We start from the raw sequence: 15,111 nt of genomic DNA on the forward strand, positions 1-15,111 counted from the left end.
GATGGCATCATGAAAAACCTGAGTTATGCAGTGCTCGCTACGGCGCTGATTCTCGTCTCGGCATGCTTTGCCAGCCACGCCGCCGATCGCCAGTCCGGCGTAGCCGTTGCCCGGCGGATGGAAGTCGATGTGGTGATCAACAATACGACTGCCAACGGCAATAGCTGGGGCGGCGTGCCCGGGGCCCTGATCGTCCCGGGCACCTCCGCCATGATCAATCTGCCGAGCCTGGCGCCGTCCGCGGTCCTCTGCGTCATGACCAGGCAGAAGGAGAAGTCCTGCTATGGCCGGCGGTTCAATGGCGATCGTAGGGTGCATTCGCCCTGCGCACATTCGTTCGATTGCTCGTGGTCGTCGATCAGAATGCCGGAGCAGCCGTTCGCGCTCCTCATTCTGGATGAGCATATGACCGGCGATAAGCTCGTCGATGTCGTGCTGTTGGGCGACAGGCCGCTCGGGGAAAACAACCCGGTCCGCCAGCAGCTCGACACCGCGGCCAGGGAAGCGGCGGCGGAACTCGCCCCGACGATCCTGCCCTGGGAAATGAGCCGTCGGCAGCGCGCATTCCAGTTTTTTCCGCTGCAGAGCTGTCTGGAGGGATGCAGCTTGCGCCAATCGAAGATCGTGATCTTCATGGATGACTGAATGGAGGCATGGCCATGAAATTGCGCTTCCTCCTCTTCGCCCTGGGCTTTGCCGTCGTCGCGACGGCCGCCCGTTCGGCGGTTCTCCCGAGTTATTGGACGGTTCCGGCGCAGGTGACGCTGGTTCAGGACGTTCCCGAGGACGACATCCGGCGCGAGCCGCGGGCAAACCGATCCCCGCGGGAGACATTCGAAGATGTCCGCCGTGCCCGCGACCAGGAACGGGGCAAGCCGGTGGCGCGCGAGATCGACCACCAGGCTTATCGCGCCTACGCCGAGGAGCCGGGAAAGCTCGAAGGCCGCCCTTTCGCCGAGGTGGAGCGGGAATTGGATCAAAGGCTGGTCGATGAGGCCGGGTGGAAAAAGATGCCTCTGACCCGGGGCGACGGTGTCGGGTATGTGGACGGGAAAGGCGGATCGATTCAGCTCAACGAAGGCTATCCCGAGGGGCGCGAGGGAGGCAATGGCGATGAGCTTCACCGCGGGCCCTACGCCAAGATCATGCCGGAAAACATCCGAGTTCCGCTCAAAGGAAACCCCGTTCTGGAAAGGCGCCGCTAGGCGCGCCGACCTTAGACCCCGGCCCATAAATAAGTCGAGCGATATCAGTCTCTCGTGATTTGTTGTGTTTGCGAAGACGAGGATGGAACCTAAAATTATATGGACTGACCCGAAGTGCAACGAAGCAAAATCACCTGCGCCAGCATCGGCGGGATCATCTGAAGTATGCAAGCGATCTGACGATCGAAGAATGGGATGTCCCGTGCCCGGCGTTTCCTGGCGAGTATCGGCGGGGCCGGCCGCGTGAGGTGAAGTTACAGTCGGTGGTGGAGGCGATCGTCTACGTGCTGGAGGGGGGATGCGCGTGGCGGAGGCTGCCGGACAGCTTTTCGGCGCTGACAACGGTACAGCGTTACTTCCACGGTTGGCGAAACGACGGTACACGTAAGCGGCTGAACCATCCGTTGCTGATGCATGGGCGGGAAAGGATGGGTCGCGAGGCCGGTCCCAACGCCGGCGTCATCGGCAGCCAGTTGGCCAAGACCGCGGATGCCGGTGGCGTGCGTGGGTATGACGCGGGCAAGCCGGTGCAAGGCCGAAAACACCATATCATCATAGATACTAATGGGTTAATGGTCAGCGCGGTCTTTCATGGCGCCGATATCCAGGACCGCGATGGCACTCCTTCGGCACTGGCTGGGCGGTGCAACGGACTTTCGCCTGGTTAGGCCGGAATCGCCGCCACGCCAAAGACTTCGAAAGAGGACCCGACACGGAAACCGCGTGGATCTTCGCCGCAAGCGTCAATCTCCTCACCATGAGATCGACGCGCACTCAGAACCACTTATCCGATTCCGGACCGGACTCTAAAGCGACTCATTTCAATCGGCGGTTTTGTCGGGTCCGCTCGATGCTCTCCTGCTGGATCTCCACCAATTTCGTCCATAAATTCAGATCGCTGCCTTTATTCAACTGCATGAGCAATGCAAGATCTTCCGTGGCGAAATTGAGGAATATCTGGGATTCGGCTTTGTCTTCCACGATGCCTGCCAGCCGGCGGTGTATTTTTATACGTTCCAGAACGAATCGCATGCGCACACGGGCCGTTCTTCCCAACCCGGCAACGATCGGTTCGGCATGATTCAAGAATACTCTGGCACTTTCCAAGCCTTCTCTTCTCTGATTTCCAATAGATAAAAGACGAGATATGGACGCTTCAATTATAAGCATACTTGCTCTTTCCCGCGGGTATCGGAATAGATGCCTCGATATTACGTTTGCCATGTGTCTAGAACGGCGAGCAAAGAAACCGTGCGGCTCCGCTTCATCCACGGTACGTCTAGAGAGCTGCTCTAATTTTAGGCCAACCCGAATCATTTGGCGGGCCGAGTGCCCGCTTGCAAAAAAATGAAACCCTATTGGATCATCAGAAAATATTCGTAGTCTTAGACTTTCGGCTAGCCGAAAATAAGACATGCTAGTAGAGAGTAAAATCTTCACATTGTCATAACTTTTCTCGTCGAATCGCTCCTTCGCGCGAAGCGACCGCAATTCCCTGACCCGAGCCTCGGCGTTTGCGAGGTCGCCTTCGATGGCATATCTTTCCCCGATGCGGAACAGTAGTCCGCATATTTGCGACACTTCATCGTGACGGTCGCCGCCAAACACGGCCTGGAGCTGGGTGATCGCCTCGCTGGCGGATTGCAGGTGAATGACGGGGGTGAAATTGTACTCGCCGATCAAGCCGAGAAGATCGGCTGAAATCTTCGCCAGATAGACGCCGACTTCGGGGCATTCGTCCCTGAACCGCTTCTTGAGCCAATCCTCGATGTCGGTCGCAGCCTGGAAATCGTTGCCGAGCAGGGCAAGGTCCAGCCTCTTCTTGGCCAGCCTGGCACTTCCCGGCTGGCTGTTGATAGCCAAGCCGGCCCTCCCCTCCAATTCCTCGGCCAGATCGAGCGCCGAGTGCGCCACAGACATTTTCCCCAGCGCATAGGCCACCTGCGAGAGGGACATGTGATAGTCGATCGCGATCTTCTTCCTTCGGCGATCTCCTGTCTGATTCCCGATGATCCCTGCTAAAGCCGCTTTGCCCGAGGGCTGTGCGACCGATGCCGGCCATGCCTCCCAGGGACGATTGGCGATTTCGAGCACGCCCTCCTTCAGTAAATCCAGACCGAAGAAACGGGAAAGGTTCCAGGCTGGAGGCTGCTCTATGATCCGGCGATAAAGAAACATGTAAAGCCAGTCCCACGCCTCTGGCGGGTCTTCCGGGATGCCGAATTCCGTGCTTTTCAAGCGGCCATTTTTCTCCAGCTTTCCTTCTTTTGTTATCGGAAGACTGAGAAATCCATAATAAAGAGTGCTGAAAACCCGGCGAAGATTTCTCGCCGAGGACATGTCGTCGTGATGGCGGAAAGAGATAGTGGATTGTCTCAGCGTTTCCTCGGCCATCAGCCGTAACAGAGGTTGGATGCGCGTGGTGAACGCGGCGCTCGTGATCCGGTTCAGGATGAAGTCCCGCATCTCGAGAACGCTGAAATCGAAAGCGATGGTCGGCGGTTTGGTTTGTCCGGCGAAGGATGCTTTGGTCACCGAGAATTCCCAGGGATGGGGATAATCATCCAGCCCGAGAACCCGGTCGCTTCGGCGCGCGGTGACGAATGAGCTGCAGTATTTCTTCACTTCGTCGAGGGTGCCGTGACCGACTTTCGCCGATAGCAGGCATGCCGGCTTCTGCTTGGGATCCCTGGTCGAATGCGCGGCATCAATCACGCGGGACAGGGTGTCCGGGCGCAGCCCGTCCGGGGCGAGCGCGATGAGCAGCAGAACATCGGCCCATTCCGGGAAGTTTGCTTCGATCGCATCGAGCAAGGCGTTAGCCACCGCCTCCAGAACTGCTGCCGGACGCTTGTCTTCCGCGGCCCGCCCTTGCTTGGCCAGGCGGCCGGCCAGCAGGCCAAACTGGCCTTTTCCTTTTCCGGCAGTTCCGCGGCGTTCGGCTGCTTGCTCTCCGATCGTTATGAAGGAATCCAACAGGAACAGGGCGGATTCAGACCTCGCTTGCCGCAATTCCGGCAGTTTTTTCAGTATGTCTTCAATTTTGTCCCGCTGATCCAACTTATAGGAGCCGAGTATGTCGGTCATATTATTGGGATCCGGGCGAGGAATTTCGAAGTGCACGGAATTCCCGATCCCTGTAACCTTGGAATTGCTCAAAAGAACGATCTTGTTCCGCTTATAGTTGGAGACGTCCTTGGGAGGAACGATGTGAGTGAGCGGCGGATCTAGAAGACGCGCGATCAACTCCAGGACATGATCGTCGCGGATCATCATATCCAGGGCGGGAAAGGCGGACTGCCTTTGATAATAGCCGTCAAGCACGATCAGCGCAGGCGTATCGAGCATGCGATGGCGAATATGTTGTATGGCTTCGTCGATTCGATGTTCGGGAAGATCTTCTTGAACTTTTTCGACTGCTTCGCCGTTAAAAAAAGCGCAAATATAGCTAAGTATTTGCGTGTAGCTCGGCGCTATATAATTCTCGCCAATTCCGCGAAGCGGTATATAGAGAACTTTTATATCAGAATTATCGGGAATATATTTAATAATATTTGCAGCCAGAGCGGTTAGTCCATTGGGCATTCCTTCCTGGTGAACATTGATGAACATGCTTTGGGCAGCTATTTCTCCATAGATGGCCGATCTTATCTCGACCAATTTAGGATCACGGTCTTCGCTGGGGTAGAATGTCAGTCCCTTGGGCAGGAATCCCGTCGCCGAGCGGACGACGAACCCGGAAATGATCCATTCGGCAAATTCGTCGAGGGCATGCGGGCCGTCGAAGGGCCGGGTGAACAGGTGCTCGGCCAGATCCCGCTGGCGGCCTTTGGCCTTCAGGCTGTCGGCCAGCCATTCCGCGAGAAATTCGGCGAAAGCGGGATTGCGGAGCGTTCTCCCCTGCAAGGGGTCCCTTGCTCCATAGATATGGAAGTTGCGTCCGAAAGTTAGAGGAGTGGGAAAGCCGCTGGACGGACGCGTCTTACGTCGACGGCCATATTCCTTGAGAAAACCCTTAACCGTATTCTCTTCTGTTTCGCAGAGAATCTCCCGAATCACGAAGAGGCGCGGCAGGATGCCGAGTGATGCACTCTGGCTGCAATAGAGGTCTCGGCGTACTTCGCAATCGCGCCCCGCGTAGTGGGTTCCTTTTGCGTCGAACCAAGTTTTTTGCTGATCCCAGTCGAGCCCGGCGAGATTTTTCCATAGTTCCTTGATCCCGGCAAAATAGCCTACCACAATGCACCTCGCAGCGATGAGTTTAAGAGAGGGCCAATTGCCGTTCGAACCAATTGCGCCATTCTTCGTCTTTGACGGATCATATCAAAGAATGACGGTTATATTTGAGTAAATGCCCCAATTCTGCAGTCGGCAAATCAAAAGAACATCAGGCAAAGTCACGCCGGAGCAGCCATTTCGCGTGTAATTACGACGTCATGGCTTCGTCTGCACGCTTCAGGACGGGGGCCGCCATTTCAATGCCGCGTTGAGGGTCGCGCGAAGCCTGACCGCGGCCAGCCCGAGTTGGCTGACGGCGATCGGCATCTCCGTCTTCACATATTCCTTTGTGACGCGGACACCTGAGACCTTTCCGGCTCCGACCGCGACGTTCAAGAGCGAATATGCCGGTTGCGCCAGCTGGTGGGCGTCCTCGACCCAGGCGTCCGAGGCCAGGATCACCTCATCCACTGTGGTGAGGTGGGGAACGGATTGCGAAGCGGTCTTCTGTGCGATGGTCCGGGTTGCGGAGCCCAGATTGCGACCCAGACCCAAATCGACCAGCGGCGTATCCCAGAGTTCGTGCAGTTTTTGAGCGCTCAATCCGCTGTCGTCGCTGATGACAAGGACGTCGTTGCCGCCGGTGTCGCCGTTGTCTTCCTCGTGCAGCGGTTGGTGCATATCGCCAACGATGTGTACGACGAAGGCGAGGGCCTTTGCCAGGTCCGCCGGCGATTGGCCAGGCACAGCAAGTTTGTGCAGGTTGTCGGCAAGGGCTACCGAGGCGCAACTTTCTGGTCCGGTGCACCATTTCTGACCGTTGGCGTTCAATATCCCGGCAGGGTTTTCCCCTAGCGGGATATCGTTGTAATGCCAGCCTTTGGTCGACGCGTCGAGATAACGGTAGCAGTCGGCCCAGTTTGCCAGGTTCGTATGTTGGTCATGATCGGTCCTATAGTCGGGCACCTCACCCCAAGGATCCGAGGAATTGATCTGGCACTTCGCTCCGTACTTCTGCTGGATCTGAGCATTCAGGGCCGGCACGCCCACTGAGATGATCCATTGCAGATCTGCTGCTGCCTGCGTGTTGAGACTCTCCGTTGCCACCCGGGCGATGACGGTATGGCCTTCCGGTCCCCATGCCAGCGCCGGAACTGAAAATCCGACGGTCGTGGCACAGACTGCCCGCGCAATAAGTCTGAAGGTCCGCATGTCGCCTCCGATAGGTTGGCGCGAAATCGGGGATTTGGCGTACTAGGGCTTAATAATTTCGCAGCTCGGCTTCGCGGCCGACGGATCCACAAGGGCGTGGAATTCCGCCCGAACACAGGCGAGATCCTGGGCAAAGCCTTTCTTGTCGGAATGAAGCCTTGAGACGACGGCGGTGGCCACCAGCCGCCCCGCAGCTACGTCAGAAGGGTAATGCACACCGCAAAGCACGCGGTTGTTGCCGAAGTCGGCAGCCCGCTGGAGGATGGCTTCCGCCTTCTCTGGTGCAAGCTCGGCAAGGATGAGACCCGTGGCCCAACCTTGGGCCGCATGGCCCGAAGGGTAAGATGAGGTACCCTTGACGCTTTCGTAATCGCAGACATGGTTACCGAGACGCTCATAGGGGCGATGACGGGCAAAGTGCGCCTTCGCCGCGCCATAGGCGTTCCCTATGTCGATCTCGACCCGGTTCAGCATCGCAACGAGCCGAGGCGCCGTCGTGGTATCGAGACGTTTCCCGGCCGCCCCGAACACCGCCTCTGAAAATGTGGGCAGGAGTTCTGCCGCACAATAGGCAGCGTCGTCAGCCGTGGCTTTGAGCCAAGCGGGATTGTCCGTGCCGTCGGGCAGCTTCTCCCCGACCTGATCCATTTTGAAGAGGGCAACGTCGTCCGCATCGGCTTGGGAGCCGATTGCCGGAAAAGGTGGAAGGATCTCAAGTCCCTGCGGAGTCTCTGCCGGTGACAGGTAGCTCTTGGGCTGGGGACACTGCGTGAAGGCAAAGGCCTGTGAGGCAAAAAAGAGTGGGATCAGCAACGAGAGTACGAAAAGGGAAAAAATCAATCTCCGAGTCATGGTGCCAGCCCTCACCATTTGAGTTTCTTAACTCGCAATAGGTGACGCAGAAAGCGGCGTGCCCGGGCCATCAGCTCTTTGTCCTGGCAGCGCTTTCCAATATCCACGTTTGGTATGAGATGCATGCCAATGTAAATTCCCTATATCGGGAAAGTGCAAGACCTATTTCCCGAAAAAGTGCGTGCCCTGCCGCTTGCGCGGCCGGAACCTCACCTCATGCACGGGAACACGGCTGCACTGGTCGGCTCTGCGGAAATCTGGCAAGAGGGGATTCCCGGCAGGTGGGTGTTCGTGCCCTGACCGAACGAACCGGACAATCTGATTACTTCCGTGCAGTCCCTCTCGTAGAGGTTGGAAGAAGGCAGGGGCGGGGGAAGTGAGCCGCAGTTGCGCGCCTGCGGCGCTGGGCGACCGGGAGGAAGGGAGTTGGGGGGATTGGGGTGGATACCAGCGCGTCGCGGCCCTGACGGGCCCCGCCGCTTGGACGACTCGAAGTGGGAAGGTACCTGCCGGGAATGAGGCCCAGGATCGGCCCGGCAGGGCCGAGCGCAGGGGCCCCAGAGGCAAACTCGGCAATGCCGGCTTCCCTCCCCCGGTCGCTCACCGCGCCGCAGGCGCGGCGCCATCGGACTTGTCTTCCCTTGCTCTATCCCTCAACTTTGGAGCGCGCGCGGGCTGACGACCCCGAAACCCGTTCGGGGGAGGATTGAATGGAGCTGTTCTTGATTGTTCTCCCGGTGTGGGGGCTGGGGGTGGCCGTGGTGTATTATCTGCAGCGCCGTTTCCCACATTGGAATTTGGGCGGAACGGCGAGGCGCCGTTCCGAATCATCGTTCAGCCTGTCGCTCCGGAACCCCTGGCGCAGATAAGACTCAGTTAAGCGCTGACGTTGCAGGGTATGAGCGCCGCACGCTGTCCATTCCGTGTAACCCCGGTGCATTCTATCGGGCGATCACGAACTCGGTTAGTAGTCGGTGGCGGCGTGGTGACAGCCCGTGGCCATTCCGCGTATCACGCTGGCTTCTTCACAACGTTTCCTCCCGCCTGAGCCTGCGTCAGCGCCGTCGTTATCTTCGTAACCAGGCCGTCCCTCAGGGCAGCGGCGCTCGACGCCCGCCCCATGCACGCGCTTGAAAGGCTGTCATAGCGCCTTGTTTGATGTCTGGAATGTAAATCGGCATGCAACTTGACCGCCGATCGGCGCTGTATCCTTCTAATTTAATTGAAGTCGACAGGATCATTTGATCGCGCCCATTTACACGTACCCGACCTGGGTCCTGAGTGGCCGAACTGCTGAAGGGATTTGGGGGATGTTTTGGCAGGACGGCAGCCTGCAACCTCTCTGCATCCACAGTTTGACGCAATGGATGAGGAACATGGAAACCGTAGAGGAATTTGCCCCCAAACTGGAAACCCCTGATGGAGCGACCATTGCCTTCTTCGTCGCCTGCAGCCGGCGGATGATGGGGTGGCAGGTCAAGACTCTGGCCCACCAGGCCGGGGTTTCGGTGTCCTCGATTGAGCGCATCGAACGCGGAGTGACGGTTTCGCCTGAGGTGCTGGACCGGGTCGCTGCAGCGCTCAAGCAGAAACCCGGTGCGTTCACCCAGCCGCGAGTGCGACTTTCCAAGGAGGAAGCGCTCAAGCATCTGGAGGCCCAAGCTGCACCCTGGTTGGAAAGTGTCGAGCTGAAGGTTGCCCCGCTTCGAAAGGCGGCCCAGTTGCGGCGCATGGCCGAGCAACTCCTCCTTCTCGTCGACGGAAGCGGACTGGGAGAGGATTTTGGGGAAAGGATCGACGGGGTCAAGGAGTGGTTCGAACTTTTGCAGCATTGCATCAACGGTCCCGTCACCGATCTATCCGAGATGAAGGGACGCAAGCGGAGTCTCTACGGGCGCATCTTGTCTACCGTCACCGGCATTGAGCGCGATGCGCACGCCGTTGCTCTTGCGGGCACATATGTCGCCGAAGGCCTATATAACGACGGTGCACGCCTTACGGTCCCTGTGGCGGTCCTCAGTTTTCGCCCTTTGTCCGGTGACCCCGGTGCCCGCAAACGGACACACTTGTACGCGCCGCGCCAAATCGAGATCAATAAGATCTTGGCGGCTTGGTTGGCCGAGGATGGCTAACGGTGAGGTCGTTGACGCTACCCCGCCATGCCCCGTCGCCACTGTGCCTGCCGGCATGTGCGGCGGAGGACCGGTTCAGCGCTGCTTACGCCAGCAGGCTGGACCGGTTGGTGGAGGAGAGCGGGGCGGCGGCCTGGCGCTATGGGCATGTACATGAGCCGCTGGTGGAGGGGGGCGTGATTTGGCGGCTACGGCTGGTTACAACCCGCGGGGTCTGGGAGCGGAAAGGGGAGGGACGGGGTGAACGGGTGATTCGATGAGGATAGGGTGTGTATCGGGAATTCTTTAAGAATGGATTTCTCAAGCTTGATTAGTCTTCTATTGCGTAGGTTCGGCGATAACCTTTAGGGTTGTCTGGAGTCAATGGAGCATTGGGGATTTCAACTCATTCCAATTTAGGCAAATTGAGGAAATGGTGTTGGGTCATGGGAAAATATATCATCAACGTTAGCAGATCACCCAGAGGATCGGCTGTTAACGAGGCAATATCTTGTGCGGCAAAGTATTTATTGGACAACTTTCGAAAAGATCGAAAGCTGTCAGGATATTCTGCGCTAAGAAAATTGAATAAAGATTTATATTTATTTTATAAAATAAATCAAATACATTGTGAAATGTATAAGGATAAATATTCGAAAATTCCGGATAATTATTGTGACATTTCATGCGAATCGGTGATGGGGCGATCAGAATCTCTGGTCTTTGATAAAATAGAGGAGCTTTTATCGGAATCATCTGTATTTCCAAACGTATCTGTGTATGCAATATATTGTTCAATTATCATTGCTCAGCAGAGATTCGTTGATATGTTTTGTGGAATTGGCAGTAATGAAGAGAGACTAACTGGCCACTTAATATCGGAGATATTTTACTCTTTCGATATGGTAAAAGATAGATTTTGCAGAGAAATTCGCTCACGTGTAAAGGACATAGATTCTTTAGAATTCAAAACTGCATCAATCGTGGCGAAACATATTCAAGAAAAATTTGGTTGGATGTATGCTGATATTGCGTGTAAGCGGAAGGAAGCTGAAACAGGATCTGATTTCGGCTTAGTATTTGTTCGAACTGACGAGTCTGGCCAAATATACTATACGCCGGTTCGGTTTCAGGCAAAGAAAGCGAATTCTAATGGAAAATGCAATATCAATAAAAACAGTCAGGAAAGTAGACAACTATCTGATCTCCAAAAATCGAAGTGCGGGTATTATATATATTATTATGCTTCTATGGACGGCTGTCGTCCTATTATTCCAATGGTGCAGAGTGCGGAAGATGCCAGGCAACAGAATGAATGTAAGTCAAATGATACATTCACAAAATCTTTAGATCTTGCAACATTCTTTCTGGAAACGCTGGCATTTGGTAATAATTCCCACCAATATATAACAATGGACAGGGCTATATCGGTCATGTCAAGTGAAGAATACGGCTTGCCCAGCACGGTCTTGGCAATTTCAGTGTCAACTGCTGGGCATTACGATCTAGAAGAAGACTTTATATCCGCAATTAATGCTATTACTTCCGAGAAAAACTATGGAGAAATAAATGAAAATATCTCAGATGATGAAGAATTCCCTGGAGTTCCTGATATGGATGAGGTGGGGAAGAGTGAAGGTACCGATATAGGTGGATATTGTCCTGATGTTTAGAAATAAATTTTGCGCCACCGGGCGATGCGCTTGCCTAGGGCCTCTTATGTTTCCCGAGAGCTGCGCCTTCGTTGGGTTGTGCGCCGGGGAGTCAATTTTTGCAGGGATATGAACGGCTCGATGGACACACTCTTCCTGAACGCGGTGCAGTCGATCCAAATCGGGATCGAGGACTACGAGCGTAACGATCCTAAGAGGGCCCTGTCCGCTGTCCGCAATTTGTACGCCGGCACATTGCTGCTTGCGAAAGAAGTCCTCGCTCGTCAGGTGCCGGGTGCCACGCTGGATGAGGTGCTCTCGGCAAGGTATAGGCCGGCTATTGATCCGAATGGTGAGCTAAAATACGTTCCAGATGGCAATAATACAATCGATTTCTATACTATAGGCCAGAGATTTCGGGACTTTAGTATTCCGATAGATTATGCTGCGCTTAAGTCTCTTAACGTTATAAGAAACGAGATCGAGCATAAATATTGTACAAGTTCTGCGTTAGTTGTTCGAGAGGCGATCGCCAAGGCTTTCCCTGTCATTGCCCAGTTATTCCGGTTAATTGGGGAATTACCGGGTGACGAACTTGGCTTCAGTTGGTCGGTTATGCTGCAAGTGAAAGAGGTGTATGATCGTGAGCTTCAAGAGTGTCGTAAAACGTTTGATCGAATAGATTGGCGGCTTCCAATTATACTGTCAGAATATTCTGTTTGCCCTGCGTGCAAGTCCAATCTCGTTGAGCAGGTAGACGCAAATAACACCTCTCCGATGGACATTAAAGCGCGATGTCGCGTTTGTACGTTGATCGTTAGATCGGAGATATTTGTCGAACAGGCATTACGTGAGCGCTTCTTCACGGACATGTACATTGCAGCGACCAAAGGCGGCGAGGAGCCCGTGCAGGAATGCCCTCAATGCGGTGCCTGGGCGTTCGTGGCCGGCAATGGTGACGAATACGGAATCTGTGGTTGTTCCTTGTGTGGGGAGACGATGCATCGATGCGTCGTGTGCGGCGCCCACCTGACGCCATCAAGCGTCTCGTCCCTAGATTCTGTTTATTGCCATGCATGTCACCATCTGCAGATGAACCAAGACTGAGGCTTGCGCAGGGGAGGAGTGTTCGCCTCGCCGTCGTGCGTAGCTGGCCGATGTTCAGCGTGTCGAGGAGATAAGGAATGCCTCGAAACCCTGGGCTGCCGGTGCGAAAGGTGGGAGGCTAGCTTGGCCTGGTTGCCCGATTGCGGCCTCTCGAAGTCCGATTCGTTTCCGAGGCTGCGCGACCTGAACCGCTTGTTTCCAGGGGTATGTTCCGCCGTCACCTTTGCCTATGTTTCGGGGGCTTCTTGGTCGCATTTTCTCTAACCATCTCTGAAAGTGTAGTGATGGAGCCGCGCAGCTTCTCAATGTTGATGAAAAAATCTGATCTGTTTATTGCTGGGTATCGTTGACAAAACGTATTATGATATCGCGCGACCCATTCATATTTCGACCATATTTTTGGATTGCCTTTTGACGATTTCAAATTCTTTATGACTATTTTCCTATGCTTCTTTATTGACGCTATATCGAATGTTGATTTAGCTGATGGATCTAATATCGTCGATTCTAAATAGTCTATAAATACCTGGCCATCAAGATCAATCTTTGTAACAGTGTTATGTGGCGCATAATCAGAGTCCCCATAATATTTAAGATGTGACAGGATTTGGTCAATTCCTGTACCCGTTACTATTATTCTGGGATCACGCGCCAGCTCATTCTCTCCTTTATATGCGGCAACCAAAGCTTCACCATACACAGCATAATCGTCAACATATGCTAGCCCAAACGCCAAGCCGCCACGAATGAAGAAGCCAGATAGCACTAATGATAATTGAAAATCCGCCAATCGCCTCACAGCGACGCCAAATTCCAACTCGCCATCATCTTCAACCGGAATGCCTATTACAATATTATCTGTGAACGATTTTATGAAATGAAATGAAGGAATATTATATTTTTTTTGATCTTCCTCTTCCTTATTGTCATGTCCGGACAATATTTTGTTGCCATTTATAATGGTTTTATGTAGCTTCCTCAATTTCGACTCATCGTTTAGTGTTATTATCTCCTTAAAGCCAAGTATATCAATAAAGCATAACCAAGAACGCTTTAGGGAAGGGTATTTTACTTTCCATGTGTAAGGATTTCTTCCGAAATTTCTCTGATTTCCGGGTTTGAGTTTTAGCTTATCGGCCATATTCTTCGGAGCTCGTAGTCGCCTGATTGCCACATATCGCATTTAAACACCGATGATTGTACCAGTCACGAGGAGGATGGCCGTCAAGATGCTGCCAACAGAACTGCCTGATGCGAAGGGATCTGAGGGCTTCCATGATTTTGACCCAGTGTCCAGAGCGCCTGGCATCGCGAACCAGGGGTAGGGATGCCAGTGCTGCGACTGCCTTCCACTTCAGCCCTGGGTATCAACTGGGCGCCTCATGGACAGGCGCGGTCGGTGCCTAGATGTCACCCACGCTCTTAGGCCAGCCTAGAGTCTCCACCAATCCATAGGCCAAGCAGAGCTACTTGCTCAAATCGCCGTGGACCACTGACCGTTCTCCACGGCCAAACAACGGCACCGCCCCAACGCGCCTTGTCGCGGCCGCACTGACCCCATTGCAACCCGTCCAATCCCTGTGCCATGTTGCGTCTGGATGTGGCGCCCATGTTTCCCAGCCTCCAGAGCCACTTTCCTGAACACGATCAAGCGCTTACCCCCTTCGTGGCGAAAAATCCCGTAGGGGACGCCATCTGGCGATCAAGTCTGTACCCTAAAACTGCTGAGTCCCACGGTTGAGGGCCTGATCAGGGGCCGAAAAGCCCGTGGATGAGCAGCCGCACCCGCTCGTGGCGTGCGCTCTGTCCGCCCCTCATCCGCCGACATAGGACGCAAGTTCTTCCGACGTTCCCTGGGGGAATGCCTCTTTGAGATAGTCCAGGAATGCCGACACGCGGGCGCTGAGCAGCCGGCGGGACGGGTATAGTGCCCAAAGGGCGGTTTCCGGCCCGTCCACGTCGCCCCAATGCACCAGGCGTGCGGTTGCCAGATCGGGGTTGACCAGTGACAGGGGCAGGCGCGCGATGCCGACGCCCAGGCGCACGGCATCCCGGACCATGACCAGCGAGGACAAGCCCAGAACGGGTGTGACGGGCAGATCGGTGCCGCCCGACGGCGTCTTGATGGTCCAGATGTCGCCCGGGGTGACGGCGCCGCGCACGACGGCGGGAACGGGCGCCCCCGGTGGCGGCCGACGCAGGCCGGGGCTGGCCACCACGACCAGCCGGTCATGAAGGAACACACGTCCCACCAGGCTCGCGTCCGGTTCCGGGTTGACGCGGATGGCCAGATCATAGGCCTCCTCGATCATGTCGACGGGGCGGTCTTCCGCCGTAACCTCCAGCCGCACGTCCGGATGCCGGAGGGCGAACCCCGCCGCCAGCTTTCCCATGGCCGTTTGGGCAAACAGCAGGGGGGCGCTGATGCGCAGGCGACCACGGGGACTGTGGCCACCAGAGGCGATCGCCGCCGCCGTCTCATCCAGTTCCGTCAGCAGCTGGCCGGTCCGCTCGAACAGGGCCCGGCCCTCTTCCGTCAGCTTGAGGGCCCGGGAGCCGCGCTCGAACAGGCGCAGATCCAGGCTGGCCTCCAACTCCGCCACCCGCCGGGACAGGGTGGCCTTGGGCCGTCCGGCCGCCCGGGCGGCCTTACCGAACCCGCCATGGCGGGCCACCAGGTTGAAGTCGGCGAGGGCGAGCAGATCCATGTGTTCCACCAATGAGACGGCAGGTCTAAATATGGCGCCTATCGGC

At 55.6% G+C, this 15,111-nt stretch carries 10 protein-coding genes and 1 pseudogene; 6 read left to right on the top strand and 5 right to left on the bottom strand.

Annotation, left to right across the window (positions count from 1 at the left end; translation table 11 throughout):
* Positions 1 to 9: 9 nt before the first annotated feature.
* The 3 genes and pseudogenes from FBZ90_RS00870 to FBZ90_RS00880 all read left to right on the top strand — a co-directional run.
* The gene (locus tag FBZ90_RS00870; RefSeq protein ID WP_145729090.1) at positions 10 to 645 is read left to right on the top strand and encodes a hypothetical protein; all 636 of its coding nucleotides are present in this window, start codon (positions 10 to 12) and stop codon (positions 643 to 645) included.
* Between the two features lie 14 nt (positions 646 to 659).
* The gene (locus FBZ90_RS00875) at positions 660 to 1,205 is read left to right on the top strand and encodes a hypothetical protein (protein ID WP_145729092.1); all 546 of its coding nucleotides are present in this window, start codon (positions 660 to 662) and stop codon (positions 1,203 to 1,205) included.
* Between the two features lie 134 nt (positions 1,206 to 1,339).
* A pseudogene (locus tag FBZ90_RS00880) lies at positions 1,340 to 1,977 on the top strand (transposase); the annotation flags it as partial.
* 44 nt (positions 1,978 to 2,021) lie between these two features.
* Here the strand turns inward: FBZ90_RS00880 and FBZ90_RS00885 are convergent.
* The 3 genes from FBZ90_RS00885 to FBZ90_RS00895 all read right to left on the bottom strand — a co-directional run bounded on the left by FBZ90_RS00885 (position 2,022) and on the right by FBZ90_RS00895 (position 7,475).
* Positions 2,022 to 5,444 carry a hypothetical protein gene (locus tag FBZ90_RS00885; protein WP_145729094.1) on the bottom strand — a complete coding sequence of 1,141 codons (3,423 nt, stop codon included), beginning with the start codon at positions 5,442 to 5,444 and terminating at the stop codon, positions 2,022 to 2,024.
* A gap of 216 nt (positions 5,445 to 5,660) precedes the next feature.
* On the bottom strand, positions 5,661 to 6,635 hold the full coding sequence (locus FBZ90_RS00890) for a S1/P1 nuclease (protein WP_145729096.1): 975 nt from the start codon (positions 6,633 to 6,635) through the stop codon (positions 5,661 to 5,663).
* Between the two features lie 42 nt (positions 6,636 to 6,677).
* Positions 6,678 to 7,475 carry an acid phosphatase gene (locus tag FBZ90_RS00895; RefSeq protein WP_186455529.1) on the bottom strand — a complete coding sequence of 266 codons (798 nt, stop codon included), beginning with the start codon at positions 7,473 to 7,475 and terminating at the stop codon, positions 6,678 to 6,680.
* Between the two features lie 1,388 nt (positions 7,476 to 8,863).
* Here FBZ90_RS00895 and FBZ90_RS00900 point away from each other — a divergent pair.
* From FBZ90_RS00900 to FBZ90_RS00910, 3 genes are all read left to right on the top strand, one after another.
* Positions 8,864 to 9,619: a helix-turn-helix domain-containing protein gene (locus FBZ90_RS00900; protein WP_186455530.1), complete on the top strand. Its 756-nt coding sequence runs from the start codon at positions 8,864 to 8,866 to the stop codon at positions 9,617 to 9,619.
* Positions 9,620 to 10,044: 425 nt separating this feature from the next.
* Complete coding sequence (locus tag FBZ90_RS00905) at positions 10,045 to 11,271, top strand: hypothetical protein (RefSeq protein WP_145729102.1); 1,227 nt, start codon at positions 10,045 to 10,047, stop codon at positions 11,269 to 11,271.
* A 120-nt stretch (positions 11,272 to 11,391) separates the two neighbouring features.
* Positions 11,392 to 12,357: a hypothetical protein gene (locus FBZ90_RS00910; RefSeq protein ID WP_145729104.1), complete on the top strand. Its 966-nt coding sequence runs from the start codon at positions 11,392 to 11,394 to the stop codon at positions 12,355 to 12,357.
* Between the two features lie 217 nt (positions 12,358 to 12,574).
* On the opposite strand, the gene FBZ90_RS00915 is transcribed toward FBZ90_RS00910, so the two are convergent.
* Both FBZ90_RS00915 and FBZ90_RS00920 read right to left on the bottom strand, forming a co-directional pair.
* Positions 12,575 to 13,498, bottom strand: coding sequence for a hypothetical protein (locus tag FBZ90_RS00915; protein WP_145729105.1), 924 nt, complete (start codon positions 13,496 to 13,498; stop codon positions 12,575 to 12,577).
* Positions 13,499 to 14,171: 673 nt separating this feature from the next.
* Complete coding sequence (locus FBZ90_RS00920; RefSeq protein WP_145729107.1) at positions 14,172 to 15,065, bottom strand: LysR family transcriptional regulator; 894 nt, start codon at positions 15,063 to 15,065, stop codon at positions 14,172 to 14,174.
* Positions 15,066 to 15,111 lie beyond the last annotated feature (46 nt).

This window comes from Nitrospirillum pindoramense, from assembly GCF_007827955.1.
Classification (GTDB): domain Bacteria; phylum Pseudomonadota; class Alphaproteobacteria; order Azospirillales; family Azospirillaceae; genus Nitrospirillum; species Nitrospirillum amazonense_B.

Excerpts from the sequence above, each read along its gene's own strand:
- FBZ90_RS00890 (WP_145729096.1), bottom strand. The coding sequence starts at position 6,635 with ATGCGGACCTTCAGACTTATTGCGCGGGCAGTCTGTGCCACGACCGTC.
- FBZ90_RS00875 (WP_145729092.1), top strand. The coding sequence starts at position 660 with ATGAAATTGCGCTTCCTCCTCTTCGCCCTGGGCTTTGCCGTCGTCGCG.
- FBZ90_RS00900 (WP_186455530.1), top strand. The coding sequence starts at position 8,864 with ATGGAAACCGTAGAGGAATTTGCCCCCAAACTGGAAACCCCTGATGGA.
- FBZ90_RS00915 (WP_145729105.1), bottom strand. The coding sequence starts at position 13,498 with ATGGCCGATAAGCTAAAACTCAAACCCGGAAATCAGAGAAATTTCGGA.
- FBZ90_RS00910 (WP_145729104.1), top strand. The coding sequence starts at position 11,392 with ATGGACACACTCTTCCTGAACGCGGTGCAGTCGATCCAAATCGGGATC.
- FBZ90_RS00905 (WP_145729102.1), top strand. The coding sequence starts at position 10,045 with ATGGGAAAATATATCATCAACGTTAGCAGATCACCCAGAGGATCGGCT.
- FBZ90_RS00920 (WP_145729107.1), bottom strand. The coding sequence starts at position 15,065 with ATGGATCTGCTCGCCCTCGCCGACTTCAACCTGGTGGCCCGCCATGGC.
- FBZ90_RS00870 (WP_145729090.1), top strand. The coding sequence starts at position 10 with ATGAAAAACCTGAGTTATGCAGTGCTCGCTACGGCGCTGATTCTCGTC.